General features: G+C 63.6%; 15 protein-coding genes. 9 read left to right on the forward strand and 6 right to left on the reverse strand.

Going from position 1 to position 17,056, the window contains the following annotated elements; all coding sequences use genetic code 11:
• The first annotated feature begins 300 nt into the window (after nucleotides 1-300).
• The gene (gene katG / locus DQG17_RS14375; protein WP_116133625.1) at nucleotides 301-2,517 is read left to right on the forward strand and encodes a catalase/peroxidase HPI; all 2,217 of its coding nucleotides are present in this window, start codon (nucleotides 301-303) and stop codon (nucleotides 2,515-2,517) included.
• Nucleotides 2,518-2,604: 87 nt separating this feature from the next.
• Here katG and DQG17_RS14380 read toward each other — a convergent pair whose 3' ends face one another.
• On the reverse strand, nucleotides 2,605-3,609 hold the full coding sequence (locus tag DQG17_RS14380; protein WP_116133529.1) for an LLM class flavin-dependent oxidoreductase: 1,005 nt from the start codon (nucleotides 3,607-3,609) through the stop codon (nucleotides 2,605-2,607).
• Between the two features lie 264 nt (nucleotides 3,610-3,873).
• Between DQG17_RS14380 and DQG17_RS14385 the strand changes: the two genes are divergently transcribed.
• From DQG17_RS14385 to DQG17_RS14395, 3 genes are all read left to right on the forward strand, one after another.
• A complete protein-coding gene (locus DQG17_RS14385; protein ID WP_255415661.1) occupies nucleotides 3,874-4,578 on the forward strand; it encodes an NADPH-dependent F420 reductase in 705 nt (234 codons plus the stop codon).
• Between the two features lie 11 nt (nucleotides 4,579-4,589).
• Nucleotides 4,590-5,015: a DoxX family protein gene (locus DQG17_RS14390; RefSeq protein WP_116133531.1), complete on the forward strand. Its 426-nt coding sequence runs from the start codon at nucleotides 4,590-4,592 to the stop codon at nucleotides 5,013-5,015.
• A gap of 61 nt (nucleotides 5,016-5,076) precedes the next feature.
• The gene (locus DQG17_RS14395) at nucleotides 5,077-5,895 is read left to right on the forward strand and encodes a VOC family protein (RefSeq protein WP_116133532.1); all 819 of its coding nucleotides are present in this window, start codon (nucleotides 5,077-5,079) and stop codon (nucleotides 5,893-5,895) included.
• Between the two features lie 31 nt (nucleotides 5,896-5,926).
• On the opposite strand, the gene DQG17_RS14400 is transcribed toward DQG17_RS14395, so the two are convergent.
• Together DQG17_RS14400 and DQG17_RS14405 are read right to left on the reverse strand one after the other, a co-directional pair.
• Nucleotides 5,927-7,180: an Hsp70 family protein gene (locus tag DQG17_RS14400; RefSeq protein ID WP_116133533.1), complete on the reverse strand. Its 1,254-nt coding sequence runs from the start codon at nucleotides 7,178-7,180 to the stop codon at nucleotides 5,927-5,929.
• 112 nt (nucleotides 7,181-7,292) lie between these two features.
• Nucleotides 7,293-8,465, reverse strand: a complete 1,173-nt coding sequence (locus tag DQG17_RS14405) for an amidohydrolase (RefSeq protein WP_116133534.1) — start codon at nucleotides 8,463-8,465, stop codon at nucleotides 7,293-7,295.
• A 426-nt stretch (nucleotides 8,466-8,891) separates the two neighbouring features.
• Between DQG17_RS14405 and DQG17_RS14410 the strand changes: the two genes are divergently transcribed.
• Both DQG17_RS14410 and DQG17_RS14415 read left to right on the forward strand, forming a co-directional pair.
• Nucleotides 8,892-9,374, forward strand: a complete 483-nt coding sequence (locus tag DQG17_RS14410) for an HPP family protein (RefSeq protein WP_157973622.1) — start codon at nucleotides 8,892-8,894, stop codon at nucleotides 9,372-9,374.
• 5 nt (nucleotides 9,375-9,379) lie between these two features.
• Nucleotides 9,380-10,741, forward strand: a complete 1,362-nt coding sequence (locus tag DQG17_RS14415; protein WP_116133536.1) for an SLC13 family permease — start codon at nucleotides 9,380-9,382, stop codon at nucleotides 10,739-10,741.
• On the opposite strand, the gene DQG17_RS14420 is transcribed toward DQG17_RS14415, so the two are convergent.
• Both DQG17_RS14420 and DQG17_RS14425 read right to left on the reverse strand, forming a co-directional pair.
• Complete coding sequence (locus DQG17_RS14420; RefSeq protein ID WP_116133537.1) at nucleotides 10,728-11,645, reverse strand: LysR family transcriptional regulator; 918 nt, start codon at nucleotides 11,643-11,645, stop codon at nucleotides 10,728-10,730. The two genes, DQG17_RS14415 and DQG17_RS14420, sit on opposite strands and share 14 nt — an antisense overlap.
• A gap of 10 nt (nucleotides 11,646-11,655) precedes the next feature.
• Nucleotides 11,656-12,687: a YeiH family protein gene (locus tag DQG17_RS14425; protein WP_116133538.1), complete on the reverse strand. Its 1,032-nt coding sequence runs from the start codon at nucleotides 12,685-12,687 to the stop codon at nucleotides 11,656-11,658.
• A 404-nt stretch (nucleotides 12,688-13,091) separates the two neighbouring features.
• On the opposite strand from DQG17_RS14425, the gene DQG17_RS21695 reads away from it, so the two are divergent.
• The 3 genes from DQG17_RS21695 (at nucleotide 13,092) to DQG17_RS21700 (ending at nucleotide 15,990) form a co-directional block, all read left to right on the forward strand.
• Nucleotides 13,092-13,250 (forward strand): hypothetical protein, encoded by a 159-nt coding sequence (locus DQG17_RS21695; protein ID WP_157973623.1) that lies wholly within the window; start codon nucleotides 13,092-13,094, stop codon nucleotides 13,248-13,250.
• A gap of 353 nt (nucleotides 13,251-13,603) precedes the next feature.
• A complete protein-coding gene (locus DQG17_RS14430; RefSeq protein ID WP_198666134.1) occupies nucleotides 13,604-15,139 on the forward strand; it encodes an ATP-dependent endonuclease in 1,536 nt (511 codons plus the stop codon).
• A 125-nt stretch (nucleotides 15,140-15,264) separates the two neighbouring features.
• Entirely contained in the window at nucleotides 15,265-15,990 is a 726-nt protein-coding gene (locus DQG17_RS21700) for an HNH endonuclease (protein WP_157973624.1), read from the forward strand.
• Nucleotides 15,991-16,267: 277 nt separating this feature from the next.
• Here DQG17_RS21700 and map read toward each other — a convergent pair whose 3' ends face one another.
• Nucleotides 16,268-17,017 (reverse strand): type I methionyl aminopeptidase, encoded by a 750-nt coding sequence (gene map / locus DQG17_RS14440; RefSeq protein WP_116133540.1) that lies wholly within the window; start codon nucleotides 17,015-17,017, stop codon nucleotides 16,268-16,270.
• Nucleotides 17,018-17,056 lie beyond the last annotated feature (39 nt).

A 17,056-nucleotide genomic window follows, 5' to 3' on the forward strand; every position in this document is an offset into this window, starting at 1 on the left:
GAAAACTCAACTTAACCTAATGCTCCAGCCTTGTTAGGCTCCCCGCAAGGATAGCGAGTCGGTGCCAGAGGCCGTTTGCAGGACGGGATGCGATGTCGTGCCGACCGTCGGTCAACGGGATCCCGGGCGCAGACCGGCTTCGGGCTGTGGCGGTATCCGGTCTGGGGACGCACCCGGCCGAACGGACTTGCCGCTTTCGGCCGGCGTCGCACGGGCTGCAGGCGCGGTCCACTGGCCGGGGAAATTTGGTAACGTTTCAAATGACACGCCCGCATGGCGCGGGATGAAGGGGAGAATATCATGGACGGAAATGACATCGCCGCGGCCGGGAAATGCCCGGTCATGCACGGGGCAACCAATTTCGGGATCAGGTCGAACCGTGACTGGTGGCCGAACCAGCTGAACCTGGCGATGCTTCACCAGCAATCGGCCAGATCGAACCCGATGGGCGAGTCCTTCGACTATGCCGAGGCGTTCAAGGCGCTGGATCTGCAGGCGTTGAAACAGGATCTCTATGCCCTGATGACCGACAGCCAGCCCTGGTGGCCGGCCGATTACGGCCATTACGGGCCGCTGTTCATCCGTATGGCCTGGCACAGCGCCGGCACTTATCGCACCGGGGATGGCCGCGGTGGCGCCGGCGGCGGGCAGCAGCGGTTTGCGCCGTTGAACTCCTGGCCCGACAACGTGAACCTCGACAAGGCCCGCCGCCTGCTGTGGCCGGTCAAGCGCAAGTACGGCAACAAGATTTCCTGGGCCGACCTGATGATCCTGGCCGGCAACTGCGCCATCGAATCGATGGGAGGGCGAACCTTTGGCTTCGGCGGCGGTCGTGCCGATACTTGGGAGCCGGAAGAGGACATCTATTGGGGTGCCGAATCCGAATGGCTTGCCACCAGCGACAAGCCCGACAGCCGCTATTCCGGCGACCGCGATCTGGAAGACCCGCTGGCGGCGGTTCAGATGGGCCTGATCTATGTCAATCCCGAGGGTCCTGACGGCAATCCCGACCCGGTCGCCGCGGGTCGCGACATCCGCGAGACCTTCGAACGGATGGCGATGAACGACTACGAAACCGTGGCGCTGACCGCGGGCGGCCATACTTTTGGCAAATGCCATGGCGCGGGCGACGCGGCGCTGGTCGGGGCCGAGCCCGAGGCGTCCCCCATCGAAGCGATGGGTTTCGGCTGGGCCAACCGTTTCGGCACCGGTATCGGCGACGACCAGATCGGCAGCGGGATCGAAGGCGCCTGGACCCCCAACCCGACCCAGTGGGACATGGGCTATTTCGAGATGCTGTTCGGCTACGAATGGGAACTGACCAAGGGGCCCGCCGGCGCCTGGCAGTGGACACCGAAGGACGTGACCGAGGATCACATGGCCCCGGCCGCGGGCAACCCCGCGAAGAAGGTCAAGACCATGATGACCACCGCCGACATGGCGATGCGCATGGACCCGATCTATGAGCCGATCGCGCGGCATTTCCACGCCAACCCCGACGAGTTCGCCGAGGCGTTCGCGCGGGCGTGGTTCAAGCTGACCCACCGCGACATGGGGCCGAAGCCGCGCTATCTGGGCGCCGAGGTGCCGGCCGAGGACCTGATCTGGCAAGATCCGATCCCGGCGGTCGATCACCCGCTGATTGAGGACGCCGACATCGCGGCGCTGAAGGCGCATATCCTTGGCTCGGGGCTGAGCGTGCAGGAACTGGTTGCGACCGCCTGGGCCTCGGCCTCGACCTTTCGCGGATCGGACAAGCGCGGCGGGGCAAACGGCGCGCGTATCCGTCTGGCGCCGCAAAAGGACTGGCCGGCGAACCAGCCCGAACAGCTTGCCCGCGTGCTTTCGACGCTCGAAGGCATTCAGGCCGGTTTCAACGGCGCGGCCACGGGCGGCAAGAAGGTCTCGCTGGCCGATCTGATCGTGCTGGGCGGGTCTGCGGCGGTCGAAAAGGCGGCGAAGGACGGCGGCTTCGAGGTGACGGTTCCCTTCGCGCCCGGTCGTATGGATGCCTCGGCCGAGCAGACCGATGTCGAGGCGTTCGATGTGCTCGAACCCGTTGCCGACGGGTTCCGCAACTATCAGAAGACCGCGTTCACGGTCTCGGCCGAGGAACTGCTGGTCGACAAGGCGCAGCAGCTGACGCTGTCGGCGCCCGAGATGACGGTGCTGGTCGGCGGGCTGCGCGCGCTTGACGCCAATGCAGGGCATTTCGCGCATGGCGTCTTCACGACGCGGCCCGGAGCGCTCAGCACCGACTTCTTCGTGAACCTGCTCGACATGAGCACGGTCTGGAAACCGATGTCCGAGGCCGATGACCTGTTCGAGGGCCGCGACCGGGCGTCCGGCGAGCTCAAGTGGACCGCAACCCGCGTCGATCTGCTGTTCGGTTCGAACTCGCAGCTTCGCGCCGTCGCCGAGGTCTATGCCAGCGACGATGCCCACGAAAAGTTCGTGCACGATTTCGTGGCGGCCTGGAGCAAGGTGATGGACCTCGATCGCTACGATCTGGCCTGATCGCGGCGCGCTTTGACTACGAAACGAGGCGGGGAGGGGGCGACAACGCTCCCTCCCCGCAGCATTTTCGGGCCGTTTGGCGCTCTGTTACAGCTCCGAGGTGTGTTCGGTCATCGACCCGAGGATCTCGGCCACGATCTCGAAGGACCTTATGCGTGCCACCGGGTCGTGGATCATCCCGGTCACGATCAGCTCGTCCGGCTGGAACGTCTCGACCAGACTGTTCAGTTCGCGTCGCACCGTGTCGGGCGATCCGGTGGCCGAACAGGACAGCGCCTGGCCGACCTGTGCCATGACCTGCGCCGGCACCTCCGAAAGGTCCCGGGTTGGAAGCGGCAGCTTTCCGGGCCTGCCGGTCCGCAGCCGGGCAAAGGACAACACCTGCGAGGACCGCAGATAGGCCGCCTCGTCATCCGTCTCGGCCGCGCAGACACCGGCCGCCATCATGAAATAGGGGCGGGCGAGGTGTTCGGACGGGCGGAAGGTCTGACGATAGGTTGCCAGCGCATCGGCAAGCATGGCGGGCGCGAAGTGCGAGGCAAAGGCGTAGGGCAGCCCCAGATGGGCGGCAAGCTGCGCGCCATAGAGGCTCGACCCGAGGATCCAGACCGGCACATGGGTGCCGTCGCCCGGAATCGCGCGGACCTTCGCCCCGGCCGGGGCCTCCTTGAAATAGCCCATCAGCTCGATCACGTCCTCGGGGAAGCTGTCGTCGCGGGTCATGTTGCGCCGCAGCGCGCGGGTCGTCGTCATGTCGGTGCCGGGCGCCCGGCCAAGGCCAAGGTCGATCCGGCCGGGATAGAGCGTCGCCAGCGTGCCGAATTGTTCGGCCACGATCAGCGGGGCGTGGTTCGGCAGCATGATGCCGCCCGCGCCGACCCGCATCGTACGGGTCGCCGCCGCGACATGGCCGATCACGACCGAGGTCGCAGCACTCGCAATGCCCGGCATATTGTGGTGTTCGGCCAGCCAATAGCGGTGATAGCCCAGACGTTCCGCCGCGCGGGCCAGATCGACGGTATTGGCCAGTGCCTCGGCGACGGTATGGCCCTCGGGGACGGGCGAAAGATCGAGGAGCGAGTAATGGTGCATCGTGGTCTCCGGTTGCCGGCAAGGGACCATGCGGCAGGCCGCAGGCGGGGAATGTCAAGGGGGCGGCGAGGCGCCGTGTGACCCCGCGATACTGGTCAACAGCGGAAGATGCCTGTTGTTCTGCACGGTTCCGGGCTTTTTGCAGCGCCCTTGGGCGCCCAGACGGCGCTCGACCCCGGTCGATCAGGTTCCCGTGATAAGGAACGTTTCATGGATAGTCATTCAATATAGTCGCCATTTCATTGTCAAACGATCAAGACGATATTGTGGTCATCGAATGACGGAGGGCGCGGCTCTTCACCCAGGGCGCAATCGAACGCCCGACAGGAGATGACGAAAATGAAGATCGCAATTATCGGGACCGGCAACATTGGCCATGGCCTTGCCTCGGTTCTGGCCGGAACCGGCCATCCGGTCGTCGTCAGCGACCGCGCGGGCGGCACCGCGGCGGCGGCGAAGCTTGCCGAGGCCGGCGCGACGGTTACCGCGGCCGACATTGCCACGGCGGTTTCGGGCGCGGATCTGGTGATCCTTGCCACGCCCTTCGGCGCCTTCGACAGCATCGCTGCCGTGGCCGATTTCGCGGGCAAGACGGTGATCGACGTATCGAACCCGATCACCGAGGATTTCTCGGGCCTCTCGATCGGTCACTCGACCTCGGCCGCCGAAGACATCGCCAGGGGCTTGCCCGGCGCAACCGTGGTCAAGGCGTTCAACACCGTCTTCGCCCAGCACTACGCCACCGGGCTGAGCGTCGGCGGCAGGCCCGTGCAGACCTTCGTTGCCGCCGATGACGCGGCAGCGCGGGCAACCGTGATCGCGCTGGCAGGCGAGATCGGGATCGAGGCCATCGACGCCGGCCCGCTCAAGAACGCGCGCTATCTGGAACCGCTCGGCTTCCTGAACATCACTTTTGGCTATATCCTTGGTCGCGGCACCGACATCGCCCCGGCCTGGCTTTCGAAATAAGGAACGGAACGATGATTGACCTTAGAACTGCCCCCTACGGCATCTTCCTGCTGCGGCTGACCACCGGTGCGCTGTTTGTCAGCCACGGCATGACCAAGATGTTTGTCTTCACGCCGGCGGGCACCGCGGGCTATTTCCAGTCGCTCGGCCTGCCCGGCTGGCTTGGGATCGCGACCATGACGTTCGAGATCGTCGGCGGCCTGGCGCTGATCTTTGGCATCTGGAGCCGGCTGGTTTCGGTCGTGGCCGTGCCGGTGCTGCTCGGTGCGGCACTCACCGCCCACCTGCCGAACGGCTTTGGCTGGTCCAACGCCGGCGGCGGCTGGGAATACCCTGTGATGTGGGCCGCGGTACAGGCGGGCCTTGCGCTGCTGGGCGACGGTGCCTTCGCGCTGCTGCCGTTCCGCCTGCGCCGGGGTGAGCCGCAACTTGCCTGAACGCGCGCATTCTGCTGTCGGCCTGATGGCAGGGTGCCCCGACACCGAAAGGAACAGCACCATGGCGACCAATACTGCCCCGCTCGAGATCGGGCGGGTTACCCTGACGGTCAATGACCTCGACAAGGTCGGGGGATTTTACGAACGCGCGCTTGGCCTTGCCCGGCTGCAGGCCGATGGCGAACAGGCGGTTTACGGCGCGGGCGGGCGTCCGTTGCTGGAACTGCGGGCCGACAAGGGCGCGCGCCGTCCCTCGCGTCGCGAGGCCGGGCTGTTTCACACCGCGTTCCTGCTGCCCTCCCGCGCCGATCTGGGCGCCTGGCTGCACCATGCGGCGGCGGAGGGGATCCAGTTGCAGGGCGCCTCGGACCATCTGGTGAGCGAGGCGCTCTACCTCGCCGATCCCGAGGGCAACGGCATCGAGATCTATATCGACCGGCCGCGCGATGTCTGGAACTGGAAGGACGGCACCGTCCTCATGGCGACCGATCCCATCGACCTGCAGGCGGTGGCCGATACCGCGACCGCCCCCTGGCGCGGGGCGCCCGAGGGCACGGTTGTCGGCCATGTCCACCTGCAGGTCGGCGATCTTGCCGCGGCCGAGGCGTTCTATACCGGCACGCTCGGGTTTCCGGTCACCTGCCACTATCCGGGCGCGACCTTTTTCGGTTCGGGCGGCTATCACCACCATCTGGCCGGCAATGTCTGGAACAGCCGTGGCGCCGATGCGCGGCCGCGCCCGTCGACCGGGCTTGACGCGGTCGAGATCCTTGGCACGCCCGATGCCCTGGCCGCGCTCGGCCGCGGGGATGGCGACGCCCTGACGGACCCGTGGGGCACGCGCTTTGCCCTGACCCAAAAGGCGCTGGCCGAGGCCTGAGGGCCGCGGGCGACCCGTCCCCCCCGGGCGTTCAGTTCCGGGGGGGTGCTGCCGTCGCCAGGGCCAGACCGTCGATCACGGCGGTGAAGGCGTCCGAGCGGTGCAGCCGCGCGGCCGGGCAGACGGCGATGGCCTCGTCCTCGACCAGCTTCATCAGGCTCGAGCCGCCGACCAGCACCACCGAGGCGATCTGGCCCGGCGCGACCTGCGCGAGCATGAGCGTCTCGTAGATCGCGCCCCGCAGCCCGTCGCGATAGCTGTCGAGCGCGGCGTTCATCGACCCGCGGCGGATCGGGGCGCCAAGGCCGGACTCGATGCGCGTCATGTCGATGACCGCATCCCGCGTGCCCGCATTGGCGGCGATCTTGCCGCGTTCGACGGCAAAGGCCAGCTCGTGGCCCAGCCGATGTTCGATCACGGTCGCGAGACGGCGCATCTTGTCGGGTTCGACCGCATGGCGGAGCAGATCCTCGACCATCCGCCCTGTATCGCGGTTATACAGGAACGGGATCATGGCCCAGGTCGAGAGATCGACATAGATCGACTTCGGCACCGGCAGCAGCCCCTCCCCGAAGGTGCGCCGCAGCGTTCCGCCAAGTCCGAGATGCGGCATCGCATGGGTCATCGACACCGAATGGTCGAAATCGGTGCCGCCCAGCCGGATGCCGTGGCTAGCAACCACCTCAATGCCCGCAGCCGTGGTCCGGAACACCGAAAAGTCCGACGTGCCGCCGCCGATGTCGACGATCAGCCCGGTCTCGCCCGCGAGCCCGGCATCGAAGCTCTTCAGCGCCGCGGCCTCGGGTTCGAACAGGAAGGTCACATCCTCGAACCCGGCCGCCAGATAGCAGCCGCGCAGATCGGCCTCGGCGCGGGCATCGCGTTCGAGATCGGCGGTATGGAAATGCACCGGGCGGCCGGAAAGCGCGCGGTCGAACCGCATGCCCGCCGAGGCTTCGGCGCGGGCCTTCACCTCGGCCAGAAAGGCCGTCACGATCTCGGCCAGGGTGCGTCGCCGTTCGCCGATCAGGCGGGATTCGTGAAACAGCGAGGTGCCGAGCACGGATTTCAGCGCCCGCATGTATCGGCCCTCGTCCCCGGCGATCAGCGCCTCGGCCGCGGCCGATCCGATCTGCATCGGGCCGCCGCCTTCGGGGAAGAACACCGCCGTCGGCAAGGTTGCGGCACCCGGCTCGATCGCAAGTCGCTGCACGGCGCCATCCGCAAGGATCGCCGCGGCCGAGTTCGAGGTGCCAAAATCGATGGCAAGCATCCTGGCAGTCATGGCGGCGGTCCTTTGCGGCGAAAGCCGCGCTGCTAACGGAACCGGCGGGCGACTGCAAGATCCGGAACGCGCCTGCCGATCCTGTTCGCAGCGGGCATGGCTTGTGGCCGCCTCACGCCTCCCGGAGTTCCTGCACGAGGGTGCCGAGGAATATCCGCGCGCCGATGTCGACAAGCGCATCGGGAAAGTCGAATTGCGGGTCGTGCAACGGCGGCTGTTGCACACCCGATCCCAGAAACAGCATCGCCGAGGGGGCGAGCCGGCCAAGCAGCCCGAAATCCTCGGAGGGCCGCCAGGGCTGACCCTCGGGGCTGTGCGGAATGCCGCCCGCATCGAGCGCATGGCGCAGAACCGCAACGGCGGCGGGGTCGTTGTGGCTGGCCGCGAAGACCTCGTGATAGTCGATCCGGACGTCGAGCCCGTTCTCTGCGGCTTCGGTCCGCGCCAGCGCCTCGGCCTCGGCCACAAGCTCGTCCATGGCCTGGTCCTCCAGACTGCGCAGCGTGGCCCAGATCTCGCCCTCGCCGGGCGAGATCCCGAAGGCGCGGGCGCCCATGCTGACATGGGCAATCGTCACCAGCTTGAAGTCCTTGTGCGGAAACGGCCGTTTCGAGCTGAGTTGTGGCAACGCCTCCATCAGGCGCGCCAGCGCGTGGCGCGGCGAGACCCCGGTCTCGGGCTGCGAGGCATGGGCGGCCCGGCCGGCAAGGGCGATCCGCATCCCGCGCGAGGCGCAGGCGACCCGTCCCTCGGCCAGTGCGACATGGCCGAGGTCGAGCCCGGGCAGGTTGTGCAGGGCAAGGATCAGATCGGGCGCCAGCGTCCCGGTGCGCGGGTCCGCCAGAACCGCCTGCGCGCCGGTGCCATCCTCTTCGGCCGGCTGGAACAGCAGGATGGTGCGGCCGCGCGGCGGGCGGGCGCGGCCAAGCACCCGCGCCACGGTGCACAGGATCGCCATATGCCCGTCGTGACCGCAGAGATGACCCCGGCCCGCGACCTGCGAGCGATGGTCCACGCCGGTTTCCTCGCGGATCGGCAGCGCGTCGAGTTCGGCGCGCAGCATGACCGCAGGCCCCGGCGCGCCGCCCTCGAAGATCGCCGCGACACCGTGGCCGCCGAGGCCGGTCAGCACCGTGTCGGCCCCGGCCGCGCGCATCGCGTCCGCAATTGTGGCGGCCGTCGCCTGTTCGGCGCCCGACAACTCGGGCGCCCGGTGCAGCGCATGGCGCAGCCGGATCCCGGCGGCAAGGTCCTCGGGGGTCGGGGCAAAGGCGTGGTTCGGCATGAGGTTCGTTCCCGTTTTGCAGTGACGCCACCTTATGAAACCTGCGACCGGTTGTCGTGCCGGATCGCGCCGCGGCAAGGGAAAGTGCCCCGTCCGGTGCCGCCGCCGGTGCCCCCTGTCGTTGCCCCCGGGTCCCCGGCCCCCCCGGCCCGAGACGCGGCATCTGGTTCACTTGCTGTCCGGGGCGGGCGGGTCTAAGCGCAGATGCGACAGCGGGCGCGGGACCATGCAGCGCGCGCGACACCAAGGCTGGCCGAATGGCCGGGAGAGTGGATTGAAGCAGGTACCGACGGCAGTCTGGAAGTGGCTCAAACTTCCTCAGGCCCGATGGTGCGTTCAAGGGCAATCGTAACAATCGGATCGGCAGGGCCCCCTGCCGCAGAACGTTTGAGGTCAGCTATGGGTTTGACATGTCAGGATGTGATGGTGCCGCCAGCGCTTCAGCACACCATTCACCCCGATGAAAGCGTCGCGACCGCGTTCAACGTCATCAAGCGCAGCAAGGCCCGGTTCCTGCCGGTGGTGGACGAGACCGGCAAGTATATCGGGGTTTTCACCGCGCCGACGCTGATGAAGCTGATCATGCCGAAGGCCGCCTCGATCGGGCTGGGGCGCGCAGCGACGCGCGGGCAGCTTGGCAACCTCAGCTTCATGAGCCTGTCAAAGGCAGACTTCGACGCCCGGCTTGAACAGCTCAAGCGCGAGAAGGTGTCGGACAATCTGTCCAACCCCGACAACATCCCGGTGGCGGCGCCGGATACCCCGGTGATGGAGGGCATCTTCCTCATCTACAAGTTCAAGCGACATGTGATCCTGGTCGATCCCAAGACCGGCCACTTTGTCGGCACCGTCAGCCCCAACTCCCTGCTGGACCAGGTGTTCAGCGACCCCACAGAGACCGAACGATAAATCCGATGGAACAAGCCATACCACACGGAGGTGCCACCCTCTCCGTTCCCGATCTGCTTGGCGTCGCCCCGATATGGGTCGCCAGCGGCATTCTCGTCATCGTCTACGCGCTGCTGATGACCGAGAAACTGAACCGCGCAATCCTTGCCATGCTTGGCGCCGCGCTGATGGTCCTCTTCGGGATCATCAATCAGGAACAGGCCGTGCGCGGGGTCGATGCCAACACCCTGGCGCTGCTGATCGGGATGATGGTGATCGTCGGCATCACCAGCAAATGCGGATTGTTCCAGTATGTCGCCATCAAGGCCGCAAAGAGCGTCAAGGCCAATCCGACCGGCATCCTCATCATGCTGACGCTGATCACGGCGGTGTTCTCGGCCTTTCTCGACAACGTGACGACAGTGCTGCTGATCGCGCCGATTACGCTGCTGATCACCGAGGCGCTGGAAACCCGGGTTTTCCCGTTCTTCATCGCCGAGATCCTGGCGTCGAACATCGGCGGCACGGCGACGCTGATCGGCGATCCGCCCAATATCCTCATCGGCTCGGCGGCGGGTCTCAGTTTCAACGAATTCATCGTCAATCTGGCGCCGATTGCCATGATCTGCCTCGTTGTCGTGGTGGTCATCATCTATCTGATGAACCGCAAGGAACTGGCGCGGATCCCGAAATCGGCCAGCGAACGGATCATGAGCTTCAACGAAGCCGAGGCGATCACCGACAGGCGCCTGATGATCAAGGCACTTTTGTCGCTGGCACTGGTGCTGCTCGGGTTCACGGTCGGCCACGGCTATGGCATTCAGCCGGGCACCTCGGCGCTGGCCGGGGCGGCGCTGCTGATGCTGCTGGCATTCGGCCACCAACGCAGCGAGAAGCAGAGCGAGTCCGTGCATCACATCTTCGGCGAGGTCGAGTGGATCACGATCTTCTTCTTCGGCGGGCTGTTCGTGATCGTGGCGGGCGTCGAACATGTCGGGTTGCTCGAACTTTTCGCGAAGAAGATCCTCGACCTGACCCAGGGCGACCTGATGTGGACCTCGTTCCTGATCTTCTGGGGCTCGGGCATCCTTTCGGCCATCCTGGACAATATCCCGTTCGTTGCGACGATGATCCCGATGATCCATTCGACGGCCGACACGTTCGGCGGCCCGGCCGCAATCGAGCCTCTGTGGTGGTCGCTGGCGCTGGGTGCCTGTCTTGGCGGCAACGGCACGCTGCTGGGGGCAAGCGCAAACCTGACGGTCGCGGCCTTTGCCGAAAAGGCAAAGCAGCCGATCCGGTTCATCAGCTTTCTCAAGATCGGGTTTCCGGTCACGATCCTGATGCTGGCGATCTCGAACGTCTATCTCTGGCTCAGGTATTTCTGACGCCGGCGGGGCCGGGTCCATCCGCGGCCATCGCCGACAGCATGTCGGCAAAGGCCCGTTCGGCGCTGGTCAGGCGGCGTTCGCGGTGCCGCAGCAGGCTGAATTTCCGGACCAGAAGATCCGCGGGAACCGCGCAAAGCCTGCCCGAGTCCAGCGAGGAATCGACCACCAGTTCGGACAGGACCGTGGCACCGGTGCCGGCCTCGACGGCGGTGCGGACCGCCTCGTTCGAGGACAGCTCGAATGCGATCCTTATGTCGGCCGGACCAAGGCCAAGCGAGGCGACCCAGTCGTCAAAGGCCGCGCGGGTGCCCGACCCCGGCTCGCGCAGCACCCAAAGCGCAGCCGCCACCGCCTCGGGCGACGCGGATCGCAAGGCGGGCTCTGCCCCCGGCGCCGTTACCAGAACCATACGGTCGCCCGGCAGCTCGGTCGCGGCAATCGCATCGTCCGTGCAGGACCCCTCGATCAGCGCAAGATCCGCGTCGAGGTTGCGAACCGCGCGGGTCGCCTCCTCGCTGTTGCCGATCCGGGTGACCAGCGCGAGGCCGGGATGGGCGGCGTGAAACCGGCTCAGGATCGGCGGCAGCCAGTAGTTTCCGACGGTCTGGCTGGCCGCGATCCGCAAGGTTCCCCGGACAAACCCGGCCAGATCCTCCAGCATGCGCTCGGCGATGGCTGCGCGGGCCAGAACATCGCGGGCTTCGGGCACAAAGGATCGGCCGGCGTCGGTCAGCACGATCCGGCGTCCGACCCGGTCGAACAGCTTGACCGCGTGACGTGACTCCAGCGCGGCGATGGCCGCGCTGGTGGCGCTTTGGGTCAGGTTAAGGGCTTCGGCGGCGCGGGTGACATGCTCGCGGTCGGCAACGGCCAGGAAGATGCGAAGCTGTTCCAGCGTCATCGCGGTCCTTTCATGCCCCGGCGCCGGTCGCCAGGATCAGCGTCAGACTCAGCCCGACGATGAACAACCAGGCCGTGGCGCCAAGCAGCGCCGGCCGGATGCCTTCGGCGGCAAGCTTGCGAATGTCGGTCTCGAGTCCCATGGCCGCGAGCGCCATCGCCAGAAGGAAGGATGTAAACCCGTTCGTCCAGGGCATCAACGTCGTCGGCAGCCAGCCGGTCGAGGCCACCCCGACCATGGCAACAAATCCCAGCACGAACCACGGCACCGGTGCCGCCCCGGAGCCGGCATCGCCCTTGCGGCGGCTGGCGATGAAGCCGAGGCTCAGCACCATCGGGGCCAGCAGCATCACCCGCGTCAGCTTGGCGATGGTGCCGAACTGTCCGGCCTCGTCGCCATGCTGGAAGGCGGCGGCCACCACTTGCGCCACCTCGTGGATCGAGGCACCGGTCCAAAGCCCATAGGCATGCGGCGCAAGGTGCAGGGCGGAGCCCGCCAGCGGGATCAGCAGCATGGAAAGCGAGCCGAAGACCGTCACGCAGGCCACCGCATAGGCCACATCCTCGTCGCTGCCGCGGGTCACGGTATTGGTCGCGATGACTGCCGAGGCCCCGCAGATCGAGGTGCCGGCCGCAATCAGCTCGGTCAGACGCGCATCGACACCAAGCCGCGCACCGAGCCATTTGGTGAAGACGAAGGTGGCGGCCACCGTCGCCACGATGATGCCGACCCCGGTCCATCCCACCGCCACGACTTGAAACAGCGTCAACTGCAGACCAAGAAGGACGATACCGGCGCGCAGGATGCGTTTCAGGCTGAACGCGATGCCGGGTCCGGCCGCCGCCGGGGTGCCCGCCAGGTTTCGGATCGCCATGCCGATCAGGATGGCCAGGATCAGCGGTGACAGAAGGCCGAAAAAGGGCAGGTGCCGCAAGGCAAAGGCGGCCGCGGCAATCGCGGCGGCCAGCAGCAGGCCGGGCCAGAGTGCGCGTTGCTGCGGCTCGACCCGCAGATCGGTTTCGGACAGGGCGGCATCGGTCATTCCTTGACCTCCAGTTTCCGGGGGGTGTCACGTCGGTGCGACGCTAGGCGATGCCAATCAATCAATCCAACTTATTATATCTTACGTTTCGTTCGCTTCTATCGATGATAAGTTGCCAGCGACTCCGCCGGAATGCCGGCAGTCTGGGGCGCGGCCTCGGGGAAAGTCATCTGGCCCCGGGTCATTGCCAAGGGGCCTTGCCGGGCGCGTGGGCGGGATCGAGCGCGACATCGACATGGCCGGGGTCTGCAAGACGCCCAAAGGCGCGGTGACCATCCTCGAATTGCGCGAAGTGAGCGAGGCGCTTGCCGCCGCTCCAGTGCGGCTGACCGGTGGCGGACGGGGGCGGGGCCGTATGCCGCGACCCGTCCGAAGCAGACTGGCCCGGAGGATCCCGCGGCGGCGTGACGCCTCAAGATCTGCGCAGGGCATGCGGTCTGGTCGCGCATGCCCTCAGCATCCCGCTGAATGAGGTTCTCGATCTGCCGATGCCGGAGTTCCGGGACTGGCTGAAGGTCTCGCAAGAGATCCTGGCCATGAACCGTGCCGGCCTGATGGCCTAGGGTTCGCACATGACACAGGAGCCCCGATGGGAGCAGGATATCGGCCACGGATCCAGCCTCCCCAGGCATGGTTTCCAGATGAAGGCTGGAGTCCCAATTTGCCCTATGCTGCACTGCTCACATGGTGCACGAAGGGCGGGAAGCAGTCATTCTCTGCAGCTAGAACAGAGGCATAATGGAGAAGCTCAGGCTTGCAATCCGAGACATTGACGATGCACCTAACATCATCGACAGTTTTCGAGGAAGAGACGCTTGGCGTGCGACTGTACGCCTGTTGAGCCACCGATAGTCAGGAAGGTTCAACCTACGTTGCCCGGCACAATGCTGGTACATCAGCCTTCAGGAGGGCGAAGTTGTTCTACGTATTAAACAGTCTTCCGATCGACGCTGAGCCAGGCGACTATGTGCTAATCGAAGACAATTGGGACGACTGGTTCACATACGAGACGAAGTATCACCTCTACGTACGCCCATTAGATGGCGAGAGCGGTTGGAAAGCAATTGGCCCGGTGAAAATCGGCCAAGTTGATATGTCTAGGGGCCAAAGACGTGCCGCAATTCCAGAGCAATTTGAAAATCTAGATGGAGAGTTTTTCTCGCTTGGGCAAGTGGAAAGCTACTATGAGACGGCGGTAGGTTTAGGTTTGGCTGACCAACTTCTCAGGGATCTCAACGACATCGCGTTTGACAACCAAATATTCCGAAAAGTTCGTCGCGAAGACGTAACGCGAGTATCGTTGCTAAGGAGCGTCAAAGAAGCGACTGTGCTCGGCGATTTCACAAGGATCATCAGTGGCTCTGTTCCACTAACCGCATATGACTTTTCCTATACCGGACCACAACAGTTGTCATCCGAGCATGAACCGATACAGCTCGATTTCAAAGTCGAGCCAGGGAGCAATCCGCCATCAAATATTCACGTGTTAATCGGTCGAAATGGCATTGGTAAGTCATTCATTTTGAACGCAATGATCCGCGCTCTTGTGACCAACGCAGATGATGAAAATGAAGATGGAAAATTTGTCGATGAAAACCTTTTGGCGGCGGAAGATAATCTGTTCTCCGCTGTAATATCGGTAACCTTTAGCGCCTTTGACAAATTTGAGCCCCTCACAGATCGCCAGGTCACACGCGAAGGCATCATCTATGCTTACGTTGGACTAAAAAATAAGAGACGGAATTCTAAAGATGACCCAGGAATTAAGGACTTGAGCGCTTTAGCTAGAGAATTCAGCCTGAGTGCCCAACAGTGCGTGAGTGATGGTCGATTGAAGCGTTGGCAACGGGCTCTGGACATGCTTGAGTCTGACCCAATATTTCGAATTACTCGAATATCTGAACTCGCCGATATTGAAGAAATAGAAGAGTTTAAAAAAATCGCTTCATCGAGGTTCAGGAATCTCAGTTCGGGCCACAAGATTGTACTTCTGACTATCACAAAACTTGTGGAACTTGTTCGCGAACGCAGCCTTGTGCTACTCGATGAGCCAGAAGCTCACCTTCATCCGCCGCTCCTTTCAGCATTTGTGAGGGCGCTATCTGATCTTCTAAATAATAGAAATGGGGTAGCAATTGTAGCCACGCATTCCCCCGTGGTTCTACAGGAAGTCCCAGCCAACTGCACTTGGCAGCTTGAACGCCACAATACGCTCATGGTCGCTCATCGTCCTGAAGCCGAAACATTTGCGGAGAACGTGGGCATACTGACACACAGAGTCTTCGGTTTGGAAGTTGAGGAAGCCGGTTTCTATAATCTTATTCGTGATACAGTGATTGAGGAAGGCGACTATGACGAGGTAATGGAAAAATACGGTGGCCAGATTGGCTCTGAAGGCCGTGGCCTCATTCGCAGCTTGATCGCTCTGCAAAACAGGAAGTCCAAGGGCTAATGTGGTCGCTGCAAGTACCGGGCTCTGACGGGGTGGAAACTTTGGATGCATCGCGATCACGCCTCAGCCCTATTCATGAGAGAACGTTACGCATTAATGCGGCCAGAGAGGGCATACTAGCTATCATGGAGACCTATGAGGGGCACGGTGAAACTTCTACGTTGCACACACTCGCTCCTCACGAGGTGGTAGCTGGAACCGTGCTGAAGTCAGACATGGAATACCTGTACTCGGGTGGTCTGGCAGGACGTGGTGGACGACATATCTATGATGCGATCATGGGCCTGGCCCCCAACAGCCGGTGCCCTTATTGCGGCCATCGAAGAGTCAGGCAACTCGACCATTTCCTGCCCAAGAGCAAGTATCCCGCCTTCAGCGTAACTCCATTGAACTTAGTTCCATCTTGCTCTGATTGTAACAAGGATAAATTGGCGGGGGATGCGGCGCGATTGGAGGACCTTCCCCTACACCCCTACTTTGACAACGTTGATCATCAGACCTGGCTGACAGCAGAATTGCTCGAAGGCCCAATTGCTGTGTTTATGTTCAATGTCGACCATGAATGTGGACTTCCGAATATGGACCTTTTGCGGCTTCAATCACAGTTTGATATCCTCAATCTAGGCGAACTCTTTACCACTGAGGCCAATGAAGAATTGGCATCGATTAGACTTAACCTGCGGCGTGTCCTTGAGGATGTCGGCGAAGAAGGGGTTCAGGAGCTTCTTGAGGACGCCGCTCTATCATCTGAACATCATCAGCGGAATTCTTGGAAGACTGCCATGTATCGGGCAGCATCACAGAGCGACTGGTTCTGCGAAGGTGGGTTTGACGATGCAGAGCTCATCTAACTGAGGCACTTGATATGGGTGTTTTGCATCTGACAACTTACAATCGTTCTGATTGCAAATGCTCTATGCCCCTCCCCACTATACGCCGGCACCCATCGGCACCGGCTATTTGGTCGACGCAGGTTTAGTCAGGCTCATCTGGGCTAAATGATGCGGGAAATCCGACATTCGACACATTTCACTGAATGTCCGCAATGGGGCCGTTCGCCTTTTGTCAGATCTCTTGTGGATCGCCACCGCAGCGCCTGAATGACCACGGCGAGCCCATGCCAGTCAGCTACTCTGGCAGAGTCACGATGACGGGCGCACCATGCGTCGCGATGACGGTGTGTTCGTATTGGACTGCCAACGCACGCGGATGGCTATAGAGGGTCCAGCCGTCATCGCCCTCCGTTGCCATCAGGCCGCCCCGCGACAGGAAGGGCTCGATCGTCAGCACCATTCCGTTGTGCATGCGGCGCTTGTCACGCCGCGTGGGCCAGGTTGCTATCTCTTCCGGATACTCATGCAGCGAACGACCGACGCCATGGCTGGCCAGATTTCGGATCAGGGTATAGCCGCGCGCGGAAGCGAAACGCCCGATCGCCTGACCGATCCCTGCCACCGGCTTGTCATGGCCGACCTGTGCAATGCCGATCTGCATCGCCCGCTTGCCGTCCTTGCACAGGCGGTCGAGAGAGGCGCGCACCGGCGGCACCCGAAAGCTCGCCCCCGTATCGGCAAAGAACCCATTCTTCGAAGCCGAAACATCGATGTTCACCAGTTCGCCCCGGGCGATGACCCTGCCGCCGGGGATCCCATGTGCAATCTCCTCGTCCACGCTGATGCACGTGGTTCCGGGGAAGTCATAGGTGAGCTTTGGAGCCGACTGGGCGCCTTCGCGTTCCAGAACCTCGCGCCCGATCTCATCGAGTTCGCGCGTCGTCATGCCGGGTTCGAGCGCCGTCGACATGATCTTCAGAGTGTTCGCGACGATCCGGCCGATGGCCTTCATGCCATCGAGTTCATCTTCGTTGGTGATCGTCATGACAAACGCTCTTTCACTGGGGAGACAGGGCAGAACCAC

The sequence above is a fragment of the Tropicimonas sp. IMCC34043 genome (assembly GCF_003390845.1).
Taxonomy (GTDB): Bacteria; Pseudomonadota; Alphaproteobacteria; order Rhodobacterales; family Rhodobacteraceae; genus Tropicimonas.

Excerpts from the sequence above, each read along its gene's own strand:
- DQG17_RS14425 (WP_116133538.1), bottom strand. The coding sequence starts at position 12,687 with ATGACCGATGCCGCCCTGTCCGAAACCGATCTGCGGGTCGAGCCGCAG.
- DQG17_RS21700 (WP_157973624.1), top strand. The coding sequence starts at position 15,265 with ATGGAGACCTATGAGGGGCACGGTGAAACTTCTACGTTGCACACACTC.
- DQG17_RS14380 (WP_116133529.1), bottom strand. The coding sequence starts at position 3,609 with ATGCACCATTACTCGCTCCTCGATCTTTCGCCCGTCCCCGAGGGCCAT.
- DQG17_RS14415 (WP_116133536.1), top strand. The coding sequence starts at position 9,380 with ATGGAACAAGCCATACCACACGGAGGTGCCACCCTCTCCGTTCCCGAT.
- DQG17_RS14405 (WP_116133534.1), bottom strand. The coding sequence starts at position 8,465 with ATGCCGAACCACGCCTTTGCCCCGACCCCCGAGGACCTTGCCGCCGGG.
- DQG17_RS14400 (WP_116133533.1), bottom strand. The coding sequence starts at position 7,180 with ATGACTGCCAGGATGCTTGCCATCGATTTTGGCACCTCGAACTCGGCC.
- DQG17_RS14420 (WP_116133537.1), bottom strand. The coding sequence starts at position 11,645 with ATGACGCTGGAACAGCTTCGCATCTTCCTGGCCGTTGCCGACCGCGAG.
- map (WP_116133540.1), bottom strand. The coding sequence starts at position 17,017 with ATGACGATCACCAACGAAGATGAACTCGATGGCATGAAGGCCATCGGC.
- DQG17_RS14395 (WP_116133532.1), top strand. The coding sequence starts at position 5,077 with ATGGCGACCAATACTGCCCCGCTCGAGATCGGGCGGGTTACCCTGACG.
- DQG17_RS14390 (WP_116133531.1), top strand. The coding sequence starts at position 4,590 with ATGATTGACCTTAGAACTGCCCCCTACGGCATCTTCCTGCTGCGGCTG.
- katG (WP_116133625.1), top strand. The coding sequence starts at position 301 with ATGGACGGAAATGACATCGCCGCGGCCGGGAAATGCCCGGTCATGCAC.